We start from the raw sequence: 22569 nt of genomic DNA, 5'->3' as shown, positions 1-22569 counted from the left end.
AAAGCGGCAGCAGCTCCTGTTTTTTACTTCAGGAACAACTGGTACGCAGGATTGCCGGTTTCCTCCACCCAGGGATAGCCGAGGTTCTTGAGGAAACTGTCGAACTTCTTGTGGTCCTTGGCCGGCACCTGCATGCCCACCAGGATGCGGCCGTAGTCGGCGCCCTGGTTGCGGTAGTGGAACAGCGAGATATTCCAGGTCGGCGCCATCAGGCTCAGGAACTTGAACAGCGCGCCGGGACGCTCGGGGAAGACAAAGCGCAGCAGGCGCTCGTCCTGGGCCAGCGGCGAGTGGCCGCCCACCATGTGGCGCAGATGCTCCTTGGCCATCTCGTCAAAGGTCAGGTCCAGCGCCTCGAAGCCGTTCTTCTGGAAGTTCTTGCAGATCTTCTCCGACTCGCCCCGGGTCGGCGTGGTCAGGCCCACGAACACATGGGCCTTGCTGTCGTGGCTGATACGGTAGTTGAACTCGGTCACGTTGCGCGGGCCGCCGGGCAGCTTGCCCACCACCTCGCAAAAATGCTTGAAGCTGCCGCGCTCCTCGGGGATGGTGACGGCGAACAGGGCTTCGCGCTCCTCGCCGACCTCGGCACGCTCGGCTACGAAGCGCAGGCGGTCGAAGTTCATATTGGCGCCGCTCAGTATGGCGGCGTAGGTTTCGCCCTTGGTCTTGTGCCTGGCCACGTACTGCTTGATGGCCGCCACGCCGAGAGCGCCCGAGGGCTCGACGATGGAGCGGGTGTCGGTGAAGATGTCCTTGATGGCGGCGCAGACGGCATCGGTGTCCACGGTCACATAGTCATCCACCAGGCCCTGGGTGACGCGGAAGGTTTCCGCCCCCACCAGCTTCACGGCCGTGCCGTCGGCGAACAGGCCGACATCGGCCAGCTCCACGCGCTCGCCCGCCTGCACGGACTGCATCATGGCGTTCGAGTCCTTGGTGTGCACGCCGATCACCTTCACCTCGGGGCGCACGGCCTTGATGTAGTTGGCAATGCCGGCAATCAGGCCGCCGCCGCCGATGGGCACGAAGATGGCATCCAGACGCTGGCTGCCCAGCTTTTGCAGCTGGCGCAGCAACTCCATGGCGATGGTGCCCTGGCCGGCAATCACATCGGGGTCGTCAAAGGGGTGGACAAATGTCAGACCCTCGGACTTTTGCAGCTTGACGGCGTGCTTGTAGGCGTCCGAGTAGCTTTCTCCGGCCAGCACCGCCTCGCCGCCCAGTGCGATCACGGCATCGATCTTCACCTGGGGCGTGGTGGTGGGCATCACGATCACGGCGCGGCAGCCCAGCTTCTTGGCGCTCATCGCCGTGCCCTGGGCATGGTTGCCCGCGCTGGCGCAGATCACGCCCTTTTGCAGCTGCTCGGCCGTCAGATTGGCCATCTTGTTATAGGCGCCGCGCAACTTGAAGCTGAACACGGGCTGCTGGTCCTCGCGCTTCAGAAGCACTTTGTTGTGCAGGCGGCGGCTGAGATTCTTGGCAATGTCCAGATCCGACTCCACGGCCACGTCATAGACGCGTGCATTGAGGATGCGAGTCAGATAATCGGCAGGGGTCAGGGCTTGAGTCATGGTGCAAATCGAAAGCAGAGCACCGAAGCCAGGGTAATCAGCCTGCCGGGTGCATGGAAGCCGACCATGATAGGCGCTTGCTTGCTGCGCTGCAGTACTCGCTCAAGAGGTGCATGCTGTTGCTCTGAGAAACCCAGGGAGCAGGCACGAAAAAAAGCCCCTAGCTCAAGAGCTAGGGGCTGAATCCACCATTAGAGGAGGTGGAGGAGACAAAGGGTGCGATACAGATCGGGATTAACCAGTAATCTGCAGTCTGCCTGCGGGTTTGACCTCACAGGTAACGCTTGGGTTGTATTGTATGAGGCTTGTGTTTTCTGTGCATCAAAAGATTCGGGTTTTTATGTATTTGATGCAAAATTGCAACAGTTTCGAGAGGAAAAACAATGGAATGCACGGTTAGTTGGACAGGCGCGGCCACCGGAACGCGCTCGGGCATGGGTTTTGTGGCAGAGACCGGCAGCGGCCATGTGGTCAATATGGACGGCGCACCGGACGAGAAGAATCCGGCCAACGGCGGTCGCAATCAGGCTCCGCGCCCCATGGAGATGCTGCTGGCCGGCGCCGGCGGCTGCACGGCCTACGACGTGGTGCTCATCCTCAAGCGCGGTCGCCACGATGTGAAGGGCTGCAGCGTGCAGTTGACTTCCGAGCGCGCCGAGACCGATCCCAAGGTGTTCACCAAGATCCACATGCAGTTCACGGTCAGCGGCAAGAACCTGCCTGCCGGCGCCGTCGAACGCGCCATCGCCATGAGCCACGACAAATACTGCTCGGCCACCATCATGCTGGGCAAGACGGCAGAAATCACTACGGGTTTCGACATCGTCGAAGCCTGAGGCGCACTCACGATCACAAAAAACGGGCCGCTAAGGCCCGTTTTTTTGTTGAACAAAGTGCCTGCCTCGGTGTGATAGGTCAGATGCGATGCGCTGTAATCGTCATGACCTTGGCGGCCACACGCATCAGTCCCTGAGCAATCGGGGGCAGTTGCATCGCACCTTCGTCGATCGCTGCAGCGGCATGACGTTCCTCGTCATCCTTCATGCGCTCCACTACGGCTCGTGACGCCTCGTCCTCCTCGGGCAGGCGGCCCAGATGGCTGCCCAGGTGGGCGGAGACCTGGTTTTCGGTCTCGACCACAAAACCCAGGCTGGCGGCATCGCTGAACTTGGCAGCAATCGTGCCGATGGTAAAAGCGCCCGCAAACCACAGCGGGTTCAGCAGCGAAGGCCTGCCACCCAGGGCATGCAGGCGTTCCCGGGTCCAGGCCAGATGGTCCATTTCCTCGCGCGCGGCGTGCAGCAGATGCTCGCGCAGCTCCATGTCCTTGGTGACCATGGCCTGGGCGTTGTACAGGGCTTGGGCACAGACCTCCCCTACATGATTGACGCGCATCAAGGCTGCAGAGAGCCGTCGCTGCTCATCACTCAAATCGGCTTCGGCAATTCCTGTAGCGGGCGAACGCTCGGAGGCAACCGGGTCGGCAAAGAGAGTGCGAAGAGCTGCATCGGCAGCGGTCAGAAACTTGTCCATGGTGAAAAGAGCTCAGTGCGGCGCCCGTGTGGCGTCAATGCACATAAGGTACACCAGAGTGATTCATCCGCAACTTGCGCTGGGGCAATGCTAGGCTGAAACCCCTAAGGGTGTGCCCGCTAGTGCGGTCTGGAGTTTGTTGCGGTGGTGCAACGAAAACGCGCCGAATCGAGCAGTTTTGGGTGAATTCCTTTGCGCTGGGCTCGGGGGTCTGGTGCAATAGACCCAACTTCCCCACCAGGAGGTTGGCGCGGGAAACCGGTGGAGCTCGAGGCTCAAGTCTCTCTCCCATAGAACCGGCGCCCTTCTAAACCTTGGAGTAACTCGTAATGAAAAAATCTCTGATCGCCCTGGCAGTGCTGGCCGCTTCCGGCGCCGCAATGGCTCAATCTTCCGTGACTCTGTTCGGTATCGTTGACACCGGCGTTTCCTACGTGGACAACGCTTCCGGTAACGATGCCAAGTACGGCGTGCACAGCAGCGGTAACGCTACTAGCCGACTGGGCCTGCGCGGTACTGAAGACCTGGGTGGCGGTCTGAAGGCTGGCTTCTGGCTGGAAGGCGAAATCTTCGGTGACGACGGCAATGCTTCCGGCTTCAACTTCAAGCGCGAATCCACAGTGCGTCTGTCCGGCAACTTCGGTGAAGTTCGCCTGGGTCGTGAAACCACCCCCACTTTCCGTGCTGGTCTGAAGTATGACCTGTTCGGCGCTACCGGTATCGGCCAAAACCTGGGCTTCAAGGCCTGGTCGACTGCTGGCGGTGCTTTCGGTGCTGACGCCAACACCATCCGTGCTAACAACATGGTGTCGTACTCTTCGCCCAACTTCAGCGGCTTCACTGCTAACGTGAGCTACGCTTTCGACGAAAAGCAAGGCGTGGGCAAGACCGGCCGTTATGCTGGTGGTAACGTTGGCTACGACAACGGCCCCCTGAGCGTGACTGCTGCTTACGGCACTCTGAACGGCGGCACTGGCGACCGTGACGAAATGTCCATCGGCGCTTCTTACAACTTCGGCGTGGCCAAGGTTGTGGGTAACGTTCAGCAAATCAAGTACAAGCCCGATGCTGGTTCCAGCGCCAAGTTCCGTAACTACCTGCTGGGCGTGTCCGCTCCCGTGGGTGGCGTGGGCGAAGTGAAGGCTCAGTACGCTTACTACGACCAAGAAGGTCCTGCTAAGGCTCACCAACTGTCGCTGGGCTATGTGCACAACCTGTCCAAGCGCACTGCTCTGTACGGCACTGTTGCTTACCTGAAGAACCAAGACGGTTCCGCTATCGCTCTGGCTGCCAAGGGTGTGAGCGACACCGTGGGCCTGAAGGCTGACGGTTCCGGCCGTAACCAAGCTGGCGTGCAAGTTGGTATCCGCCACGCTTTCTAATCAATTGCTGGTGTAAGCCAGTAACTGCTTAAAAGCCAAAGGCCTGTCGAAAGACAGGCCTTTTTTTGTTTTTCCGGGTTAGACCTTAAAGGGTGATTGCTGAGAGGTTTGCCCCCAGAGGGAAAGGCCTGTGTTGCGCTTGTGCCAATGCTCGCGCGGTTGAGGAAAGCATTTCTAGAATGAATTTTCCACCAACTGTTTGCGAATTGAATTAAGAGAGAGGCAACACAATGGCAGCTTCATTTGTGAAAAAAACATTGGCCTTGGCTGTGCTGGGAACCATGGGAACTCTGGCATATGCACAAAGCAGCGTTCAGCTATATGGCATTGTGGATGCGGCAATTCGCCATACGAATAATGAGGGAGCGAATAAAAGCGGTCTGACCAAAATGATTGGCGGCGGCATGTCCGAAAGCCGCTGGGGTATCAATATCAAGGAAGATCTGGGGGGCGGCCTGTCGGCGATTGCCAATCTGGAAAATCGTTTCTGGACGGATTCCGGCACTCCAAGCACCGCACAGCCTTATTTCGCCCAGTCCTGGGTAGGCTTGCGCAGCACCAGCTTTGGTCAGCTGACCATGGGTCGCCAATACAACGTCTTGTTCGATCTGGTGACCTCCACCTACGCATCGTTCCCATATTCCCCTTATATGGATGCCTACAAGCCTGAAATCGGCATGTCTCTGGGCGCGCGTGCAAACAATATGCTGAAGTACGTGGCCGAGTTTGGCCCTGTTCGTGCGGGCTTGCAGTACTCGTTTGACGAAAGCAATACCTTTGCGAAGAAAGGGGCTGGAGTGGATATGACTCCGGGCGGACTGGCATTGAAGACGGCAGGTGGCTATCTGCGCTATTCTGCCAACGGCATTTCTGTGGGTGGCGCTTTCCAGCGCTCGACCTTGCCGGCCGGCACCGATGTGGATGCCTGGACATTGGGCGGCTCCTATCGCACCGGGCCTCTTTATCTGATGGCTGGTTATGGCCAGAACAAGGTCAAGGATAGTCTGGCGGCTGCGGGCGCAGGTGCTGCTTTTGATGCCGGCTTGCTCAACGCATATTGGACAGGTTCGTCCAATGGTGGCTTTATCGCGGGCAATGCACCTGGCAATTTTGCCAACAAGCGTGAGATGTTCAAGGTGGGCTTTGGCTACCAGGTCACTCCGCAGCTCAATGCCGGCATGCACTACTACCATGCCAAGCAATCGGGATCGGCGACTGGCGCCTTCAATGGCAAGGCTGACTTTATCGTTGCCGTGGCCGACTATGCCTTCTCCAAGCGTACCGATGCATATTTCGCGGTGGACCACACCAAGACCAAGGGCGGTGCGGGCGTGATGCTTGATGCCAATGGCGCGAAAAAGCGTACCGGCATTACCATCGGTCTGCGTCATCGCTTCTGAGGCAAATCCTTGGATGCAAAAGCCAGCCGATATCGGCTGGCTTTTTTGTGTCCGGAGCCGAGCAGCTCGTGAAGCGCGACACAAAAGAAAAGGCCGCAGATGCGGCCTTTTCTTTTGCGCAAAACCGGATGGTGCAGACCACCCGGTAGCAGCAGAGCAATTACATGCCCATGCCACCCATGCCACCCATGCCGCCCATGTCGGGCATGGCAGGAGCTGCATCAGCCTTGGGGGCTTCAGCGATCATGCACTCGGTGGTCAGCAGCAGGGAAGCCACGGAAGCGGCATTCTGCAGAGCAGTGCGAGTCACCTTGGTGGGATCCAGGATACCCATTTCCAGCATGTCGCCGTAGCTGTCGTTGGCAGCGTTGAAGCCGTAGTTGCCGGAGCCGTTCAGCACGGCGTTCACGACCACCGAAGGCTCGCCACCGGCGTTGGCCACGATTTCGCGCAGAGGGGCTTCGATAGCCTTGAGCACCAGCTTGATACCAGCGTCTTGTTCGGCATTGCCGGTAGCCAGGGCGCCAACGGCTTGCTTGGCGCGCAGCAGGGCCACGCCACCGCCGGCCACGATGCCTTCTTCCACAGCAGCGCGGGTAGCGTGCAGGGCGTCTTCCACGCGGGCCTTCTTTTCCTTCATTTCGACTTCGGTGGCAGCGCCAACCTTGATCACGGCAACACCGCCGGCCAGCTTGGCCACGCGCTCTTGCAGCTTTTCACGGTCATAGTCGCTGGTCGCTTCTTCGATCTGAGCGCGGATTTGCTTGACGCGGGCTTCGATTTCAGCAGCTTGGCCAGCACCGTCGATGATGGTGGTGTTTTCCTTGCCGATTTCGACGCGTTGGGCTTGGCCCAGGTCTTCCAGGGTCACCTTTTCCAGCGACAGGCCCACTTCTTCAGCGATGACCTTGCCGCCAGTCAGGATGGCGATGTCTTCCAGCATGGCCTTGCGGCGGTCGCCGAAGCCAGGTGCCTTCACGGCCACCACCTTCAGGATGCCGCGGATGGTGTTCACCACCAGAGTTGCCAGGGCTTCGCCTTCGACGTCTTCGGCAATGATCAGCAGAGGACGGCCGGCCTTGGCTACAGCTTCCAGTGTGGGCAGCAGGTCGCGGATGTTGCTGATCTTCTTGTCGAACAGCAGCACGAAGGGGTTGTCCAGAACAGCGGCTTGCTTTTCGGGGTTGTTGATGAAGTAGGGCGACAGGTAACCGCGGTCGAACTGCATGCCTTCGACGACGTCGAGTTCGTTGTCCAGCGACTTGCCTTCTTCAACCGTGATCACGCCTTCCTTGCCGACCTTGTCCATCGCGTCGGCAATGATCTTGCCCACGGATTCGTCGGAGTTGGCGGAGATCGAGCCGACTTGGGCGATTTCCTTGGAGGTGGTAGTGGCCTTGGATTGCTTCTTCAGCTCTTCCACCAGGGCTGCGACAGCCTTGTCGATGCCGCGCTTCAGATCCATGGGGTTCAGGCCGGAAGCCACGTACTTGGAGCCTTCGCGCACGATGGCCTGGGCCAGCACGGTAGCGGTGGTCGTGCCGTCACCAGCGATGTCGTTGGTCTTGGAGGCCACTTCCTTCACGAGCTGGGCGCCCATGTTCTGCAGCTTGTCCTTGAGTTCGATTTCCTTGGCCACGGACACGCCGTCCTTGGTCACGGTGGGGGCGCCGAAGGAGCGCTCCAGCACCACATTGCGACCCTTGGGGCCCAGGGTAACCTTGACTGCGTTAGCCAGAATGTTCACGCCTTCAACCATGCGTGCACGTGCTTCACCGCCGAAAACTACGTCTTTTGCTGCCATTTTTGGCTCCTAAAGAATGGGGTTCAAATGTTCTGCCAGCGCTTATCAATCAATCGCCGGCAGCTATGAATAGGGGAGGTGTTCGGGAAGGATTACTTCTCGACGACTGCGAACAGGTCGTCTTCCTTCATGACCAGCAGCTCGTCGCCGTGGATCTTCACGGTTTGGCCAGAGTACTTGCCGAACAGAACGCGGTCGCCGACCTTCACGTTCAGGGCGATCAGTTCGCCCTTGTCATTGCGCTTGCCGGGACCCACAGCCAGCACTTCACCTTGGTCAGGCTTCTCGGTGGCAGCATCAGGGAGCACGATGCCCGAGGCTGTCTTGGTTTCGTTTTCGAGGCGCTTGACGATCACGCGATCGTGCAGGGGACGCAGGTTCATACCAACTCCTAAATACATCAACAAAGTTGAAACAAGACTTGCCAGCCATCCTGGCCGACATTCGGAATATCTAGGGTCAAGCTGTTAGCACTCAACCCCATCGAGTGCTAATAATAAGGCAATTTCCCGAGCTTTCAAGACCTCCCCCCAGCCGATCAGAGGGCAAATTGCTCAAGGAGCAGGGTTTGTTCTGGGTCATGTGTAACGTGTTTTTACAAATAGGCCTGGCTTTTGCTCTGCCAGAACATGCCTCTAGAAACCATGACTGCCCCGGCGCAGCGCGCCCAGGATCTGCTGCAGACAGACGTCTTCATTCCTCATATGCGCCAAGTCGGGCGCTGCGAGAGTTCGCTCAGAGAGCTGAATCTGATGTGGCGGCTCATAGAGTCCTCCGCCAAGATGAATTGCCCTCAGGAAGCTCAGGCCTTGTTGCCCATGATGGCCGCCACGCGTGGCGGCTTCGAGCGGCTGGAGCAGGATCTGGTGCGCTCCATGGTCATGCAGGCGGTGGCTGGAGTGACGGCAGGGCTGTCCAGTCAGGCACAGCATCTGATCGATACCCTGGTGCGCAATCTCTACGAGCGCACGGCCGATGTGGGGTTTCTGGCGACCGATGCCGTGCTGTGCGGTTTCATGGCTGGGCTGGATGGCGATGAGGCAGCCATCACCCAGCGTCTGCAGGCGTATCGGAGTAAATACACGGTCTATGCGGACATTCTGCTGCTGGATGCCGAGGGCAGGGTGCGAGCGAGTGCGCGCGAGAGGAGTCAGGCCACAGATCAGCCATGCCGGGATGCGTTGATTGCCCGTGCGCTGCAAAGCCCTGGCTTTGTGCAGAGCTTTGGTGCCACCGACCTGCTGCCGGGCCATGACAGCGGTCTGATCTATGCGCATCGCATGCTGGACCCCATCAACCGGCAAGCCATGGGCGTGCTGTGCCTGTGCTTTGACTTCGACGGTGAGATGCAAGGCATCTGGAGCGGACGCGACCAGGTCGACGGCAGTGGCGCACCAGAGGCGCAGACCAGCATCGCCCTGCTGCTGGATGAGCAGGGTCAGGTGCTGGCCAGCAGCGATCTGCACTGGATTGGTGTGGGCGCGAATGTGCAGCCTCACCGTGATGGTGCGAGCGTGCTGCATGTGCATGGGGGACGCACCTATCTGGTGCAGTCTGCGGCATCGGCAGGCTATCAAGGCTATATGGGCCCCAAGGGCTGGCGAGCGCAGATCATGACGCCGCTGGAGCTGGCCTTCGGTCTTCAATCGCAAGCGGGTCTGGATGGGCTGGATGCCGCGGTGGCTCAGGGTCTGCTGACGCATGCACATCGTTTCTGCCCGCCCCTGCACGCCATCCACAGCGCGGCGGACACCATACGCCGTGTGGTCTGGAACGGGCGGGTGATGACTGCAGGCAAGCAGATGGACAACACGCGGCTGCAAGCCGTGCTGGAGCAGATTGGCGAGACGGGGGCGCGGACGAACGAGGTCTTCTCCCAATCCATTGATGCGCTCTATGGCACGGTGCTCAATACCGCACTGCGGGACAACAGCCTGCTGACGAGTCTGCTGGTGGATCTGCTGGATCGCAATCTCTACGAGCGCGCCAACGACTGCCGCTGGTGGGCACTGACGCCGCAGCTGTCCGATTTGCTGGAAGCCCTGGCCCTGGGGGAGAAGGCGGGGGATCTGGTGAGCGAGGTGTGCGGGTTGCTCACCGGCATTCACGATCTCTATACGGTCTACCAGCAAATCATGGTCTACGACGCTCGCGGCAAAGTCGTGGCCGTCAGCCATAGAGGGCAGGCTGAGAGCCACGAGCTGCTGGGCAGCCATATAGAGGCGGACAGCCTGCATCAGGTCCTGGCGCTGGCAGGGACCCAGGCCTATCACGTGTCTCCATGGAGGCCCTGTGTGCAGCACGAGGATGATGGCCCGACCTATGTCTATCACGCGGCCATACGCAACGTCGACGGGATGGTGCTGGGCGGGATCGGCCTGGTGTTTCATGCACAGCGTGAGTTCAAGGCCATGCTGGAAGGCGTGACCGGCGTGCAGGCAGGAGGCGCAACCAGCAGACAGGTGGCTTATCTGAACCGATCAGGCATGGTCATGTCCTCCTCGGATGTGCAGCTGCAGCCGGGCATGCGGCTGGATCTGCCGCCGCAGATGCTGGCCTTGGCGCCAGGCCAGAGCATGGCCCGTGCCATGGTGTACCAAGGTCAGTACTGCGTGGTGGCGATCACGGCGGGTAGCGGCTACCGGGAGTTCAAACGCAGCGACGGCTATCGCGAAGAGGTGCTTGCGCTGTCCGTGCAGGCTTTTGGTGCCGTGCAGGACGATGCCCAGGCGGCTGTCGGTCGCCGCAATACCAGGGTGCAAGGCCTGGCGGCGGCCAGTCAGGGCAGCGCATTGGGTATGGAGATGGCGACTTTTTTTGTGGGGCGCAGCGTGCTTGCCGTCGATGCGGCCTGCGTGCTCGAGGCCCAGAGTGCCTCGGCCATCGCCCCCGTTTCAGCCGGTCGCTTGCCGCACTGCGTGGGAACGTTGGCGCGGCGCAGCCAGGGAGTCGTGGCTGGCTATGTCTGGGTCTTTGATCTGGGAGCAATGCTCTTTGGCAAGCCCGTGACCAGGACGGCGCAAAGCCAGGTGATCGTGCTGGAGCACCAGGGGCTCAAGCTGGGCGTGCTGGTCAGCGATCTCGAAGGCGTGGTGCGCTTCGAGAGCGGGCAGTTGCGACTGGCGCCTGCAATGGCGGGGGCGGCAGATCAACTGGTGGATCGCTTGATCCGTGCCAATGACGGAGATCTGCTCATCCAGTGCCTGAACGTGACAGCCTTGGTGCGCATGCTCAAGGCGCCGCTGCCGACGGAGCAGGCCGCTGGGGGCTGAACGGGCCCGGCCGTTTACTGAACCGGGAACGGGTTCTTTTCGTCGCGAGGGGCGCTGAAGTCCACGGTAGGCGTGGTCTTGATTTCGTACTGGCTGCGGTCCTTGCCTTCGATCCACTTCGGAGGCTTGCCGCGGCCGGTCCAGGTCGCGCCGCTTTCGGGGTCGTAGTACCTGGCCTCGACCTTTTTCTTTTCTTCAGGCTTCCAGGGGAAGACCTGCTGAGAGGTAAAGCCGAAGGTGGCGATCAGTTGCTTGACGGTGGCCAGGGCTTCCTTGGCTTCGGTGCTGCGCGCTTCTTCGATGCGCTTGTCCAGCGCACTTTTCTGAGCGATGAGTTCTTGATAGCTTGGCATTCTGGATTCCAGAGATAGTGTGAAAGGTCAGCACTGATTGCCGCCTTTGTTATTGTTTTGCAAAACCATTCATTTTGGCGCAAGCGCGAACGCGCCGCATTGTTGATGTTGCGTACACTCAATCTGAAAAGGGGTGCGCATCATTTTGAAGGTCTACACACATCACTCTGGATGATCCGGCCTGCAGCTCAGTCCTATTTGTCGCCAGCAGCCATGGCCTGCAGGGCCGAGCCGCTCATGCGATAGCGGATCCACTCGGTCTGCGGCAGGGCGCCCAGGCTGTCATAGAACTTGATGGAGGGCGTGTTCCAGTCCAGGCAACTCCATTCAAAGCGGCCGCAGTCCTTTTCCATGGCAACTCGGGCCAGATGCTGGAGCAGGGCCTTGCCGGCGCCGTGGCCACGTGCGTCAGGCGTGATGTACAGGTCTTCCAGGTACAGGCCGTGCTGGCCCTGCCAGGTGGAATAGTTGAAGAAGTACACGGCAAAGCCCACGGGCTGGCCGTCAATCTCGCAGATCAGGCCGAAGACGGCTGGGTTGGCGCAGAACAGCGTGCGACGCACATGGTCGGGCGTGGCCTTGACCTCATGCTCGGCCTTTTCATAAATGGCGAGTTCGCGCACAAAGTGCAAGATCAGGTCGATGTCTTGCTCGGTGGCGGGGCGGATATGGAGCTGGCTCATTAAATATCAGGAAAAAGTGGCTCCAGCGCTTGATGGTAAAGCGCTTGAAGCTATGGTTTTGTGTATCAGGCGACCTGGCGCTCGGGCTCGTTCTGAGCCAGAGTCACGGGCAGGAACTGGCACAGGATCTGGAAATGGTCCTCGAAGAACTCGGCCTCCATGCGGGGCAGATCGGCAATCGGCACCCAGCGGGCCAGGGCAGCGTCGTCCGCGCCCTGTACCGGGGGCAGGCTGGGCTGCACGCCCAGATCCAGATAGTGCACATGGGTAATGGTACGCCCGCGCAGGCTGCGGTCTGGGTGATCGAAGACCTGCACGGCCTGCAGGGCTGCCAGCAGGTCGGCCTCGCTGATGGAAGAGCAGGTTTCTTCACGCAGCTCGCGCATGCAGGATTGCCAGAGGCTGTCACGTTGCTCCAGAAAGCCGCCGGGCAGCGCCCACAGGCCCTGGCCTGGAGCATGGCCGCGCTGGATCAGCAGCACCTGATCCTGGCCTTTGGCACGGCAGCGCAGCAGCGCATCCACGGTGACGAACACCGGTGCATAAGGCGCCTTGGCCCAGGCCCGCTTGTAGTCCTGCAACATATGCCATTCTTTTTGCAGGCGCAGATACAGCGGTGTCTGGGCCCAGCGGCGCAAAAAGTCCAGCGTGCTCTCGGGCATCTGGGAGGAAAGCCTGGCCAGAGCCGCATCCATGGTTTCGGGCGAGGCGTCGCCTTCACCGAAGAAGATTTCGCGCAGTGGCGTGGCGTCAAACTGACCCAGGCGCGGCAGGCTGATCAGCTCCCAGCCCGGAAAGCGTGCCAGATAGCTGCTGCTGGAGTCCTTGAAATGTCCGACCAGTGCCACGCTCGCGCCTTCGGGCACATGGGCCTGCACGGCTTCGCGCACGGCATGCACCCACAGCGGCTCGTTGTAATAGTCGCGCACGGGAACGCAGCGTACGCGCTCGGCATCCTCTTTCGATAGCGCATTGCGCAGCATCTGCGCGCGCTCCTGCCAGCTGAACGGGTTTTTGGGGTTGGGTGCCTGCCAGGCGCTGCCCAGCACCACCACGACCTGGCGAGCCCGCTCCAGTGCGGCGTGCAGCAAGGCCATATGGCCGTTGTGCAGAGGCTGGAAGCGGCCGATCAGCACGGCAGTATGCAGAGGCACCGAGGTGGGCAGGGTCTCGGGTGCGGCGGCGATGACACGCTTGCTGGAGGTGTTGGGACTGGCTTGAGGCATGAGAGCGAAACCCGTACAGAAATCGGCGCCCGCAAGGGCAAAATATGGGTAAAAAGCGTGCCAAACGCTTACTGGGTAAGCAGAATTAGCTCACTTTTTAATGTTTAATCAGGCCCGGTACGGCCAAAGTCGGCATTCGAGACAAGCCGCCAAGCGCTCGGCCGCACCCAAGGTGCTGCAAGGCGTTGCCAGCTTGTCTCAAGCAGATGCCGGGCATTGCTATTCGTAGTGTGCCGCAATCGGCATCTGCCGGCCCGTGCCAAAGGCCCGTGGGCGTACTCTGAGCATGGGCGGAGCCTGGCGGCGCTTGTATTCGCTGCGGAACACCAGCTTCTGCACGCGGGCAATGGTCTCGGGGCCACCGGCTTCTGTGCGCAGCCTATCCACAAAGGCCGCGGCCTGCGCATATTCCTTGCTGGACAGGTGCTGGCCCTCGATATGCCATTTGAGAATCTCGTCGAGCACGGCGTAGGGCGGCAGGCTGTCCTCATCCTTCTGGCCGGGAGCCAGTTCGGCCGAAGGCGGCTTGTCGATGATGGCCTGCGGGATCAGCTCGCGGCCCGCATGGCGGTTGATATGGCGTGACAGCTCGAAGACCTCGGTCTTGTACAGATCGCCGAGCAGGCCCAGGCCGCCGTTGGTGTCGCCATACAGGGTGCAGTAGCCCACCGAGACTTCGGATTTGTTGCCCGTGGTCAGCAGCAGATGGCCGAAGGCATTGGAAAACTCCATCAGCGTGGTGCCGCGTGCGCGGGCCTGCAGATTCTCCAGTGCCAGGCCCTTGAGCGGTTCGCCAAAGCTGGCCTCGAACTGGCGCGCATAGGTGGTGACCAGTTCCTTGATCGGATGCTCGTAGAGTCTGATGCCCAGATTGCGACACAGCAGCACGGAGTCGTCGACCGAGCCGGCCGAGGAATAGCTGGACGGCATGGTGATGCCGACCACATTCTCCGCTCCCAGGGCATCGACAGCCAGGGCCAGCGTCAATGCCGAATCGATGCCGCCCGAGCTGCCCACCACCACCTGCTTGAAGCCGCAGCGGCGCGCATAGTCGCGCAGGCCCAGCACGATCTGCTGACGGTAGAACTCCATGGTGGCCAGGCCTTGCGTCGGCACGGCTGGCAAGGCAGTGCCGTCGCAGGCCTGAAACCGGCCCTGCGCATTCAACTCCAGCGTGTAGACATCTTCCTCGAAGCGCCTGGCTTCAAACACCAGCCCCGCCTCGGGCTCCACGGCAAACGAGGCGCCGTCGAACACGATCTGATCCTGGCCGCCGATCTGGTTGATATAGAGGATGGCCAGCTTGTGACGTGCCGCCGCCTGGGTGAAGACCTCGTGGCGCTGCTCGCGCTTGCCCAGGTGGCTGGGGCTGGCGTTGATGCTGATGACCAGATCGGGGGCCGCATCGCCCATGCGCACAAAGGGGTTGGTGGCGTAGTCGGCACCCTGGTCGTTCCAGCCGTCCTCGCAGACCAGAAAGCCCACCTGGCAGTTGCCCACGCGCAGCACCTTGGCCGTGTCGGCTCCGGGCTCGAAGTGGCGGCGCTCGTCAAAGATGTTGTAGGTGGGCAGCAGTTGCTTATCGTACTGCAGGCGAATCTGTCCGTTCTTGAGCACCAGCAGGCTGTTGTGCAGCGGTTTGCCGGGGCCATCGTGGCGCGTGGGTGCGCCCACGACCCAGTGCAGATCGGGGAACTGGCGCGTGGCCTGCAGCAGCTCCTGCAGACCAGCATCCAGCCTTTGCAGAAAGCTGGGCTCGTCCAGCAGGTCGCCTGGGTAGTAGCCGCACAGCGACAGTTCCGAAAACACCACCAGGTCGGCCTGCTCGGCCGCGGCCCTGGTTGCGGCCTCTCTCATGCGGCGGATATTGCCGCTGATGTCGCCCACCATGTAGTTGAGCTGGGCGAGGGTGACTTTCAGCATGGTTGCCTCCGAAGATTCAGGCTGCCTTGGCAGCAGGCTCAGGGATGTTGAAGACCTGGCGCAGATAGGCCAGATAGGTCTCGTCGTTGCACAGCGTCTTGCCGGGCGAGTCCGAAATCTTGGCCACGGGCTGGCCGTTGGCATGGGTCAGCTTCATCACGATGTTGATCGTGGTCAGTCCCATGTCATTGGTCAGTCGCGTGCCTATGCCGAAGCCGCACTGGATGCGATCGGCAAAGCGGTGATAGAGCGCCAGGGCCGTGTCCAGGTCCAGTCCGTCCGAGAACACCAGGCGCTTGCTCTGCGGGGCAATGCGCAGCTGGTCATAGTGAGCAATGGCCTTCTCGCCCCATTCGAACGGATCGCCGGAGTCATGACGCAGGCCGTCGAACAGCTTGGCGAAGTACATGTCGAAGTCGGCCAGAAAGGCGTCCATGCCCACGGTATCGGTCAGGGCGATACCGAGGTCGCCGCGGTATTCCTGCACCCAGTCCTCGAGGGCGGCTACCTGGAAGTCGCGCAGGCGCACGCCCAGGGCCTGATAGGTCTGCAGATACTCATGGGCCATGGTGCCGATGGGCACCAGGTTCAGGTCGCGCGCCAGCAGCACATTGGAGGTGCCCTTGAACCACTGCGCGGTCTCCTGGGCAAAGGCCTGCACCACCTCGCGCTGCCAGGCTCCCGAGAAGCGGCGGCGCACGCCGAAGTCAAACAGCTCGAAGGGGTTGTGCAGCTTGGCCTCGACAGCCAAGTGCTTGAGCTGGGCCAGCTTGACCTGCAGGCGCTTGCGGCCTTCGACCAGGGCGGCCTCGGCATCGAAGCGGCGGAAGTACAGTTCGTTGACGATGGCCAGCACATAGATCTCGAAGCCCATCACATGAACTTGCGGGCCCTTGGCGACGATATGGAGCCGGTCGCCCTCGGCCCAGGCGCGGATGAAGGCACGCTGGAACTGGAAGATGCGCAGAAAGTCGATGAAGTCGCTCTTCATGAAGCGCAGACCTGCCAGATAGTCCAGCTCGCCCTGGTCAAAGCGCAGACTGCACAGGGCGTCCAGCTCGCGCTCCACCTCGGGCAGCAGCTCGGCCAGAGGGAAGGCGGTGGGCGTGCGGCAGACAAATTCGTACTCGGCCTCGGTCTGGGGGTGGCGGTGCAGCATGGCCTGCCACATCGTGAATTTGTAGAGGTCGGTGTCCAGCAGGCTGGTGATGATGGGCTTCATGCCGTTCTTCTTTTCAAAAATATGAGCTGCTAGCGCTTTATCCATGGGCGCTAGAGGCTGATTTGTCTCATAAGCCAAAGCTGGCGCTGGTTTCGCAGCGTACACCGGTTGCACGCATGCGTTGCAGGAAGTCGCGGTGCGCGGCCTCGAATCCGGCGACCGGGCTCATGCAGTCCGTCAGCAGCACGATGCGCGAGTAGTCGCTGCTGCCCCAGTGCTCCACGATGTGCTCGGTGGTGGCGCGAACGCAGTGGCTGCTGGCCTCGCCCGCGATCACCAGGGTGCTGCTCTGGCGCAACTGGGCCAGCAAGGCAGTGTTGAGTCCGGTTTCGTCGTCCTGCGGATCGGGCACCTCGGCGCGAATGGCGCTGTAGTGCTCGGTCCAGGGGTTCATGCCCTTGAAGACATGGCGGGTGGCACGGTGCTGCAGCTTCTGCCACTGGCGGCAGGCCGCGAGCACGCCGGCATGCATGCCATGGCCCCAGCTGCCGATCTCGCAGTGCAGCGGCCAGACCATCAGGGTGTAGCTGCCTTGGGCCTCCAGCTGATCCAGGTATTGCAGCGTGCGTTCGCGTTCGGCAGCGTTGCGCGGTGCATAGTCGCCGGCATGGACCTGCGCTGCCGTGATCGGGGTGAATGGCAGGACGGCACGGCCATCGCGCTGTTGCCAGAAGGCGGGATGGGCAATGTCATAAGCCTGGTGCGAGTCCAGAGTGATGGTGATCTGGCCCAGCTTGTCTCCCTGGGCTGCCATCCAACTGCTCAGGCGCTGCATATCGGCATGAGCACCTGTCACCGGAAGACTGGGCGCCATCTGCTGATGAGTGTCTGGTGAGCGGGGGCACCAGTCGGCAGGCAGATCGCAGAAGTCGTTTTGCGGGTCAATGATGAGCAGCTGGGTTTGTGGATGACTCATGGTGTTCAGCTTTCCTGCGAGATGCAATGTCTGCAGTCTAAAACACTTAAAATATTTTTGCAACTAAGTATTTTTGAGCTCGTATGAAATAATCAGCCAAGAAAAACGAAGTTGGTAAAAAAATGAATCAAAGCGATGAGCGCAGGGAAGCGGTGCAGGTCAGTGTGGATGTGGTGCTGCTGACCCTGGTGGAGCAGCAACTGCATGCCGTGCTGCTGCGTCGTCAGGCTGCACCTTTTGCCGGGGTGTGGGCCTTGCCAGGCGGCTTCATTCATACCGATGAGGATGCGGACGCCAAGGCCAGTGCGGCGCGCGTGCTCAGAACCAAGGTAGGCATAGAAGGTGCCTATCTTGAGCAACTGGCTACTTTCAGCGGCCCGGCACGCGATCCGCGCGGCTGGTCGGTGGCAATCGCCTATTGCGCTCTGCTGCCCGTGCAGAACCTGCCGCCCGATTGCGCCGACATCAGCGTGGTGCCGCTCTCGGCCCTGCCGCAGCTGCCGTTCGATCACCGGGCCATTCTGGATGCCGCCCTGGAGCGAGTGCGCAGCAAAAGCCTGTATTCCTCCTTGCCCGTGCATCTGTGCGGCGAAACCTTCACGCTGCCGCAGCTGCAGCAGGTCTATGAAAACATTCTGGGCGAGCCGCTGAACAAGGTCAGCTTCAGGCGCAAGATGGATGAGATGGACTGGCTGGAGCCCGTGCCTGGGGCCATGCAGGGTGGCGGAGCGCACCGGCCCGCCCAGCTTTACCGGGCCAAGCCCGGCTTCAGCCAGACGCTGGCGCTGACTGCCCGGGGGCTTTAAGTCCGTTCCACATGAAAAAATGCCTGCGCAAGGCAGGCATTTGGGTTGGTGTTTCGGGTCCGGCGGTGTCGACTAGCTGACTGCGCCAATGCCCAGCAGGGCCAGAACCACGAAGATCACGGCAACGGCAATGAAAATAAAGAACAGGATCTTGGCTATGCCGGCTGCACCTGCGGCTACGCCGGTGAAGCCGAAAACACCGGCCACCAGGGAAATGATGGCAAAAATAATGGCCCACTTGAGCATCGGAACTCCTTTGTCTGAAGCGATGTTTCAAGCCTAAGTCGCCAGGCGCATGCTCGCGGTGCTCATTTGGGGGAAATCCTTGTCGGCTTGATCCGACAACAAAAAAGCCACCGCAATGGTTCGCGGTGGCTTCTTGACGAGGCTGGGGGCAAGCCCTCAGATCCTCAGACCCGTTTTGCGGGGGGCCTGAATCACTTCAGACCGGCAGCGGCACGCAGCAAAGCTGCCTTGTCGGTGCGTTCCCAGGTGAACTCGGGCTCTTCGCGGCCGAAGTGACCATAAGCGGCGGTTTTGCTGTAGATGGGGCGCAGCAGATCCAGCATCTGGATGATGCCCTTGGGGCGCAGGTCGAAATGCGCGGCCACCAGCTTGGCGATTTCCGCATCGGGAATCACGCCTGTGCCTTCGGTGTACACGGTGATGTTCATGGGGCGGGCCACGCCGATGGCGTAGGCAACCTGCACCTGGCACTGGCGCGCCAGACCGGCAGCCACCACGTTCTTGGCCACATAGCGGGCGGCATAGGCAGCCGAGCGGTCCACCTTGGTTGGATCCTTGCCGGAGAACGCACCGCCGCCATGGGGGCAGGCACCGCCGTAGGTGTCCACAATGATCTTGCGACCGGTCAGGCCGCAGTCGCCCTGAGGTCCGCCCACGACGAATCGGCCGGTGGGGTTGATCAGGTACTTGGTGTCCAGCAGCCACTCGGAGGGCAGCACGGGCTTGATGATCTCTTCGATGATGGCTTCGGTGAACGATGCCTTCATCTTGGTTGCCGTTTCCGACTGATCGGGGCTGTGCTGTGTGGACAGCACCACGGTGTCGATGCTGTGGGGCTTGCCGTCCACATAGCGCAGGGTCACCTGGCTCTTGGCGTCCGGGCGCAGGAAAGGCAGACGGCCATCCTTGCGCAGCTGGGCCTGGCGTTCCATCAAACGGTGCGCGTAATAGATGGGCGCGGGCATCAGCTCGGGCGTTTCGTCGCAGGCGTAGCCGAACATCAGGCCCTGGTCGCCAGCCCCGGTATTCAGCTCGTCATCGCTGGCCTTGTCCACGCCCTGGGCGATGTCCTGGCTTTGCTTGTCGTAGGCGACGAGCACCGAGCAACCCTTGTAGTCGATGCCGTATTCGGTGTTGTCGTAGCCGATGCGCTTGATGGTGTCGCGTGCGACCTGGATGTAGTCCACATTCGCACCGGTGGTGATTTCACCGGCCAATACCACCAGACCGGTGTTGGTCAGTGTCTCGGCAGCCACGCGGCTGTGCGGGTCTTGGGTGAAAATAGCGTCCAGAATCGCGTCAGAGATCTGGTCGGCAACCTTGTCGGGGTGGCCTTCAGAAACCGATTCCGAGGTAAACAGAAAATCGCTGTTCGCCATTGATATAACTCCTTGTTGCTTGGGCAATTGCGTTGCCCGAGCTTCGAAGTCTGGCGAACGCTTTAGCAGTTTTGTTTTTACGTCGCCCTGCAAGTTGCTCTTTAACTCAGCGACCCCGCTATTCTAATGCCTTCCCTGTTTCGACTGTTTGCTGCACTGCCTTTATGGCTATTGCATGGCCTTGGCGCTGCCATGGGATGGGTGACCTGGGCGCTATCTCCCACCTATCGGCGCCGATTTGCAGCCAATGCCGCACAGGCCGGCTATGCCTTTGCGCAGGTCAGGGCTGCGGTGGGACACGCGGGGCGCATGGTGTTCGAGATGCCGCGCATCTGGCTGGGTCAGTTGCCGGAATGCGACATCGTCAACGAAGCCGTGGTCGAGCAGGCCTATGCGCGTGGCAAGGGCATTGTGTTTCTCACGCCACATCTGGGCTGCTTCGAGATGTCGGTGCAGGCCGCAGCGCGGCGCTGGTCGGATCGGCATGGCGCAATCACCGTGCTCTACCGCCCCGCACGCCAGGACTGGCTGGCCGAAATTCTGGAAACCGCGCGCAATCGTCCCGGCGTCCAGGCCGTTCCCACCACCTTGGCGGGCGTGCGTCAGATGATCAAGGCCCTGCGCCAGGGCGCTGCCGTGGGTTTGCTGCCCGATCAGGTTCCGCCCAACGGGCTGGGCATCTGGTCGCCTTTTTTCGGCCGCGATGCGTATACGATGACATTGGCAGCGCGACTGGTGCTGCAAACCGGGGCCACGGTCATCGTGGCTCGGTGCGAGCGCAAGTCCTGGGGGCGGGGCTATACGCTGTATCTAGAGGAATTGCCTGTGCCCGAATCTCAATCGCTGGAAGCCACCGTGGCGCTGATCAACCGCGCCATGGAAACCACCATCCGCCAGTCTCCGCAACAATACCTGTGGGGCTACGGCCGCTACAAGCAGCCGCGTGAAGACAAGCAAATCTCGGGGGAGAAGGCATGAGTGCCAGCAAGATCGCCATCGGCTGCATGCATGTGCTGGCCAAGCTGCCGCTGCCCCTGCTGCGCGGGCTGGGCAAGGTTGTGGGACGTGTGCTGTTTGTGGTGGCGGGCCAGCGTCGGCGCATCGCGCTGCGCAACTTCGAGCTGTGCTTTCCCGATGTGCCTGAGGCACAGCGCAAAGCCTGGGCGAAGGAGTCTTTTGAAGTCTTTTGCCAAACCTTTCTCGACAGAAGCTGGCTGTGGTTCGGCTCCGAGGAGCTGGTGCGCAGCCGTGTCAAGTTGGTCGGGGCCACGCATGAGCTGGAGGGCGATACGCCCACCATCGTCTTCGCGCCGCATTTCTACAGCATGGATGCCGGTGGCCTGGCTCTGCCGCTCAATACCGAACGCGAGTTCACTTCCATCTTCGCCACCAATCCCGATCCGGACCTGGATCGCTGGTTCATGAATGGCCGCCAGCGCTTCGGCAATGTGAAGATGCTCAACCGTGCAGATGGCGTCAAACCCATCATCCAGTGCCTGCGCAAGGGCGGGCTGCTGTATCTGCTGCCCGACATGGACTATGGCAAGAACGACTCGGTGTTCGTGCCCTTTTTCGCGGTCCAGGACACGGCCACCATTCCCTCGCTTTCGCGCTTTGCGCGCCTGGGCAAGGCCAAGGTGGTGGCGCTTTACAACCGCATGACGCCTGAGGGCTATGTGGCGGAGCTGACGCCGGCCTGGGAGAACTTCCCGACGGACGACCATGTGGCCGACACCGCCCGCATGAACCGCGAGTTGCAGGCCGCCATCATGACCATGGTTCCGCAGTATTACTGGGTGCACAAACGCTTCAAGACACGCCCGGACGGCGAGCCATCGCTGTACTCCGGGAAATAGGCGGCAGATCGTTCTCCATGCCATGATGGCTGGGCGCCAGGAGCTTCCTTTTCAGGAGCGCACTGGCGTCTGAAGAAACTCGGTCAGGGCGCGCTGCACAGCCTCGGGCCTCTCATGGACCACCCAGTGGCTGCAGCCCCGGAGATGCTCTATCTCCAGCTGTGGCACCCATCGCTCCAGCCCATGCAGCAAAGCGGGTTGCAGTGCCAGGTCGCTGTCGCCCCAGAGAATGCGCACCGGCACAGGAATGTGCAGCATTTCATCGGGCAGGCTGAGTTCGCGAATGTCCTGCAGTTCATCGGCGCTGCCGCCGGGGCGGGGCGGCACCAGCGGGCTGGCCGCGTAGAACATGCAGGCGCCGTGCACGCCCAGATCCCAATGCTCGCGGTATTGCTGCTTGCGCTCGGGTGTCAGCCATGCGGGCGTGCTGCCGTCTGGGTTCTGAAAGAATCCCAGCATGCGCTGCCAGCCGTTTTCGGCCAGCAGCTCGGGCGCATCGGGTCGGCGCAGGAAATGCATGTACTGGCTGGCGGACTGCTGCACCGGGTTGGACTGCAGCTCCCGCAAGAAGCTGCCCGGATGCGGGGAGTTGAGTATCAGCAGCCGCTCGAGCTGCTGCGGGTAGCGGTTGGCCAGGCCCCAGGCCACGGCGCCGCCCCAGTCATGGGCAATCACGCAGGCAGCGCGCTTGTCGGCGCTTTCCAGCGCAATCAGGGCGGCCAGATCCTCCACCAGGTATTTGGCGCGGTAGTCGCTGATGGCCGTGGGCTGGCTGGAGTGGCCATAACCGCGCAGATTGGGGGCCACGCAGCGATAGCGGCTGCCGAATTGCGCAAGCAGCGCATCCCAGATGAAGGCGCCTTCGGGAAAGCCGTGCAGAAACAGCAACAGGGGCTGACCCGGTTCGCCGCTGGTACGGCATTCCAGTTCAACCCCTGTGGACAGGGTATGCGTGCAAGTCATGACCATGAAGCTCTCCTTTTTGTAGCTT

Annotated in this window: 20 protein-coding genes; 7 read left to right on the top strand and 13 right to left on the bottom strand. The window is 61.1% G+C overall.

Annotated elements, in window-relative coordinates:
- Nucleotides 1-23 precede the first annotated feature (23 nt).
- Entirely contained in the window at nt 24-1577 is a 1554-nt protein-coding gene (gene ilvA, locus DJFAAGMI_RS15565; protein ID WP_019043008.1) for a threonine ammonia-lyase, biosynthetic, read from the bottom strand.
- Nucleotides 1578-1960: 383 nt separating this feature from the next.
- Between ilvA and DJFAAGMI_RS15560 the strand changes: the two genes are divergently transcribed.
- Nucleotides 1961-2413: an OsmC family protein gene (locus tag DJFAAGMI_RS15560; RefSeq protein WP_012837016.1), complete on the top strand. Its 453-nt coding sequence runs from the start codon at nt 1961-1963 to the stop codon at nt 2411-2413.
- A gap of 79 nt (nt 2414-2492) precedes the next feature.
- Here the strand turns inward: DJFAAGMI_RS15560 and coq7 are convergent, their stop codons facing one another.
- Nucleotides 2493-3110: a 2-polyprenyl-3-methyl-6-methoxy-1,4-benzoquinone monooxygenase gene (coq7, locus tag DJFAAGMI_RS15555; RefSeq protein ID WP_211457796.1), complete on the bottom strand. Its 618-nt coding sequence runs from the start codon at nt 3108-3110 to the stop codon at nt 2493-2495.
- 329 nt (nt 3111-3439) lie between these two features.
- Here coq7 and DJFAAGMI_RS15550 point away from each other — a divergent pair, with 329 nt between their 5' ends.
- Together DJFAAGMI_RS15550 and DJFAAGMI_RS15545 are read left to right on the top strand one after the other, a co-directional pair.
- A complete protein-coding gene (locus DJFAAGMI_RS15550) occupies nt 3440-4492 on the top strand; it encodes a porin (RefSeq protein ID WP_211457795.1) in 1053 nt (350 codons plus the stop codon).
- A gap of 230 nt (nt 4493-4722) precedes the next feature.
- On the top strand, nt 4723-5892 hold the full coding sequence (locus tag DJFAAGMI_RS15545) for a porin (RefSeq protein WP_043003580.1): 1170 nt from the start codon (nt 4723-4725) through the stop codon (nt 5890-5892).
- Nucleotides 5893-6052: 160 nt separating this feature from the next.
- Here the strand turns inward: DJFAAGMI_RS15545 and groL are convergent, their stop codons facing one another.
- Both groL and groES read right to left on the bottom strand, forming a co-directional pair.
- Nucleotides 6053-7696: a chaperonin GroEL gene (groL, locus tag DJFAAGMI_RS15540; protein ID WP_019043013.1), complete on the bottom strand. Its 1644-nt coding sequence runs from the start codon at nt 7694-7696 to the stop codon at nt 6053-6055.
- A gap of 92 nt (nt 7697-7788) precedes the next feature.
- The gene (gene groES, locus DJFAAGMI_RS15535) at nt 7789-8079 is read right to left on the bottom strand and encodes a co-chaperone GroES (RefSeq protein ID WP_003058782.1); all 291 of its coding nucleotides are present in this window, start codon (nt 8077-8079) and stop codon (nt 7789-7791) included.
- A gap of 261 nt (nt 8080-8340) precedes the next feature.
- Between groES and DJFAAGMI_RS15530 the strand changes: the two genes are divergently transcribed.
- Nucleotides 8341-10968, top strand: coding sequence for a chemotaxis protein CheW (locus DJFAAGMI_RS15530; protein WP_211457794.1), 2628 nt, complete (start codon nt 8341-8343; stop codon nt 10966-10968).
- A gap of 14 nt (nt 10969-10982) precedes the next feature.
- Here DJFAAGMI_RS15530 and DJFAAGMI_RS15525 read toward each other — a convergent pair whose 3' ends face one another.
- The 6 genes from DJFAAGMI_RS15525 to DJFAAGMI_RS15500 all read right to left on the bottom strand — a co-directional run bounded on the left by DJFAAGMI_RS15525 (nt 10983) and on the right by DJFAAGMI_RS15500 (nt 17291).
- Nucleotides 10983-11321 carry an H-NS histone family protein gene (locus DJFAAGMI_RS15525; RefSeq protein ID WP_043003578.1) on the bottom strand — a complete coding sequence of 113 codons (339 nt, stop codon included), beginning with the start codon at nt 11319-11321 and terminating at the stop codon, nt 10983-10985.
- A gap of 194 nt (nt 11322-11515) precedes the next feature.
- Nucleotides 11516-12004 carry a GNAT family N-acetyltransferase gene (locus DJFAAGMI_RS15520; protein ID WP_211457793.1) on the bottom strand — a complete coding sequence of 163 codons (489 nt, stop codon included), beginning with the start codon at nt 12002-12004 and terminating at the stop codon, nt 11516-11518.
- A 65-nt stretch (nt 12005-12069) separates the two neighbouring features.
- The gene (locus tag DJFAAGMI_RS15515) at nt 12070-13230 is read right to left on the bottom strand and encodes a bifunctional nicotinamide-nucleotide adenylyltransferase/Nudix hydroxylase (RefSeq protein ID WP_211457792.1); all 1161 of its coding nucleotides are present in this window, start codon (nt 13228-13230) and stop codon (nt 12070-12072) included.
- Nucleotides 13231-13449: 219 nt separating this feature from the next.
- Nucleotides 13450-15153, bottom strand: coding sequence for an NAD+ synthase (locus tag DJFAAGMI_RS15510; RefSeq protein WP_211457791.1), 1704 nt, complete (start codon nt 15151-15153; stop codon nt 13450-13452).
- A 16-nt stretch (nt 15154-15169) separates the two neighbouring features.
- Entirely contained in the window at nt 15170-16375 is a 1206-nt protein-coding gene (pncB, locus tag DJFAAGMI_RS15505) for a nicotinate phosphoribosyltransferase (protein ID WP_211457790.1), read from the bottom strand.
- 67 nt (nt 16376-16442) lie between these two features.
- Nucleotides 16443-17291 carry a cysteine hydrolase family protein gene (locus DJFAAGMI_RS15500; RefSeq protein ID WP_211457789.1) on the bottom strand — a complete coding sequence of 283 codons (849 nt, stop codon included), beginning with the start codon at nt 17289-17291 and terminating at the stop codon, nt 16443-16445.
- Nucleotides 17292-17413: 122 nt separating this feature from the next.
- Here DJFAAGMI_RS15500 and DJFAAGMI_RS15495 point away from each other — a divergent pair, with 122 nt between their 5' ends.
- The gene (locus DJFAAGMI_RS15495; RefSeq protein WP_211457788.1) at nt 17414-18097 is read left to right on the top strand and encodes an NUDIX hydrolase; all 684 of its coding nucleotides are present in this window, start codon (nt 17414-17416) and stop codon (nt 18095-18097) included.
- A 72-nt stretch (nt 18098-18169) separates the two neighbouring features.
- Here DJFAAGMI_RS15495 and DJFAAGMI_RS15490 read toward each other — a convergent pair whose 3' ends face one another.
- Nucleotides 18170-18343, bottom strand: coding sequence for a DUF1328 domain-containing protein (locus DJFAAGMI_RS15490; protein ID WP_003058756.1), 174 nt, complete (start codon nt 18341-18343; stop codon nt 18170-18172).
- A gap of 191 nt (nt 18344-18534) precedes the next feature.
- Nucleotides 18535-19722 (bottom strand): methionine adenosyltransferase, encoded by a 1188-nt coding sequence (gene metK / locus DJFAAGMI_RS15485; RefSeq protein ID WP_003061970.1) that lies wholly within the window; start codon nt 19720-19722, stop codon nt 18535-18537.
- 126 nt (nt 19723-19848) lie between these two features.
- Between metK and DJFAAGMI_RS15480 the strand changes: the two genes are divergently transcribed.
- Both DJFAAGMI_RS15480 and DJFAAGMI_RS15475 read left to right on the top strand, forming a co-directional pair.
- A complete protein-coding gene (locus DJFAAGMI_RS15480) occupies nt 19849-20700 on the top strand; it encodes a lysophospholipid acyltransferase family protein (RefSeq protein ID WP_211457787.1) in 852 nt (283 codons plus the stop codon).
- Nucleotides 20697-21578 carry a lysophospholipid acyltransferase family protein gene (locus DJFAAGMI_RS15475; protein ID WP_211457786.1) on the top strand — a complete coding sequence of 294 codons (882 nt, stop codon included), beginning with the start codon at nt 20697-20699 and terminating at the stop codon, nt 21576-21578. The genes DJFAAGMI_RS15480 and DJFAAGMI_RS15475 overlap by 4 nt, the downstream gene beginning before the upstream one ends.
- Before the next feature lie 51 nt (nt 21579-21629).
- Here the strand turns inward: DJFAAGMI_RS15475 and DJFAAGMI_RS15470 are convergent, their stop codons facing one another.
- Complete coding sequence (locus DJFAAGMI_RS15470) at nt 21630-22547, bottom strand: alpha/beta fold hydrolase (protein WP_211457785.1); 918 nt, start codon at nt 22545-22547, stop codon at nt 21630-21632.
- Nucleotides 22548-22569 lie beyond the last annotated feature (22 nt).

The organism is Comamonas brasiliensis (assembly GCF_018292285.1).
Taxonomy (GTDB): Bacteria; Pseudomonadota; Gammaproteobacteria; order Burkholderiales; family Burkholderiaceae_C; genus Comamonas; species Comamonas brasiliensis.
The sequence above is the reverse complement of the archived record's forward strand: the minus strand, read 5'-3'. Positions and strand labels throughout refer to the sequence as shown.

What these genes read in the sequence shown, in the direction of transcription:
- ilvA (WP_019043008.1), bottom strand. Translation starts at nt 1,577, where the DNA reads ATGACTCAAGCCCTGACCCCTGCCGATTATCTGACTCGCATCCTCAAT.
- DJFAAGMI_RS15560 (WP_012837016.1), top strand. Translation starts at nt 1,961, where the DNA reads ATGGAATGCACGGTTAGTTGGACAGGCGCGGCCACCGGAACGCGCTCG.
- coq7 (WP_211457796.1), bottom strand. Translation starts at nt 3,110, where the DNA reads ATGGACAAGTTTCTGACCGCTGCCGATGCAGCTCTTCGCACTCTCTTT.
- DJFAAGMI_RS15550 (WP_211457795.1), top strand. Translation starts at nt 3,440, where the DNA reads ATGAAAAAATCTCTGATCGCCCTGGCAGTGCTGGCCGCTTCCGGCGCC.
- DJFAAGMI_RS15545 (WP_043003580.1), top strand. Translation starts at nt 4,723, where the DNA reads ATGGCAGCTTCATTTGTGAAAAAAACATTGGCCTTGGCTGTGCTGGGA.
- groL (WP_019043013.1), bottom strand. Translation starts at nt 7,696, where the DNA reads ATGGCAGCAAAAGACGTAGTTTTCGGCGGTGAAGCACGTGCACGCATG.
- groES (WP_003058782.1), bottom strand. Translation starts at nt 8,079, where the DNA reads ATGAACCTGCGTCCCCTGCACGATCGCGTGATCGTCAAGCGCCTCGAA.
- DJFAAGMI_RS15530 (WP_211457794.1), top strand. Translation starts at nt 8,341, where the DNA reads ATGACTGCCCCGGCGCAGCGCGCCCAGGATCTGCTGCAGACAGACGTC.
- DJFAAGMI_RS15525 (WP_043003578.1), bottom strand. Translation starts at nt 11,321, where the DNA reads ATGCCAAGCTATCAAGAACTCATCGCTCAGAAAAGTGCGCTGGACAAG.
- DJFAAGMI_RS15520 (WP_211457793.1), bottom strand. Translation starts at nt 12,004, where the DNA reads ATGAGCCAGCTCCATATCCGCCCCGCCACCGAGCAAGACATCGACCTG.
- DJFAAGMI_RS15515 (WP_211457792.1), bottom strand. Translation starts at nt 13,230, where the DNA reads ATGCCTCAAGCCAGTCCCAACACCTCCAGCAAGCGTGTCATCGCCGCC.
- DJFAAGMI_RS15510 (WP_211457791.1), bottom strand. Translation starts at nt 15,153, where the DNA reads ATGCTGAAAGTCACCCTCGCCCAGCTCAACTACATGGTGGGCGACATC.
- pncB (WP_211457790.1), bottom strand. Translation starts at nt 16,375, where the DNA reads ATGAAGCCCATCATCACCAGCCTGCTGGACACCGACCTCTACAAATTC.
- DJFAAGMI_RS15500 (WP_211457789.1), bottom strand. Translation starts at nt 17,291, where the DNA reads ATGAGTCATCCACAAACCCAGCTGCTCATCATTGACCCGCAAAACGAC.
- DJFAAGMI_RS15495 (WP_211457788.1), top strand. Translation starts at nt 17,414, where the DNA reads ATGAATCAAAGCGATGAGCGCAGGGAAGCGGTGCAGGTCAGTGTGGAT.
- DJFAAGMI_RS15490 (WP_003058756.1), bottom strand. Translation starts at nt 18,343, where the DNA reads ATGCTCAAGTGGGCCATTATTTTTGCCATCATTTCCCTGGTGGCCGGT.
- metK (WP_003061970.1), bottom strand. Translation starts at nt 19,722, where the DNA reads ATGGCGAACAGCGATTTTCTGTTTACCTCGGAATCGGTTTCTGAAGGC.
- DJFAAGMI_RS15480 (WP_211457787.1), top strand. Translation starts at nt 19,849, where the DNA reads ATGCCTTCCCTGTTTCGACTGTTTGCTGCACTGCCTTTATGGCTATTG.
- DJFAAGMI_RS15475 (WP_211457786.1), top strand. Translation starts at nt 20,697, where the DNA reads ATGAGTGCCAGCAAGATCGCCATCGGCTGCATGCATGTGCTGGCCAAG.
- DJFAAGMI_RS15470 (WP_211457785.1), bottom strand. Translation starts at nt 22,547, where the DNA reads ATGGTCATGACTTGCACGCATACCCTGTCCACAGGGGTTGAACTGGAA.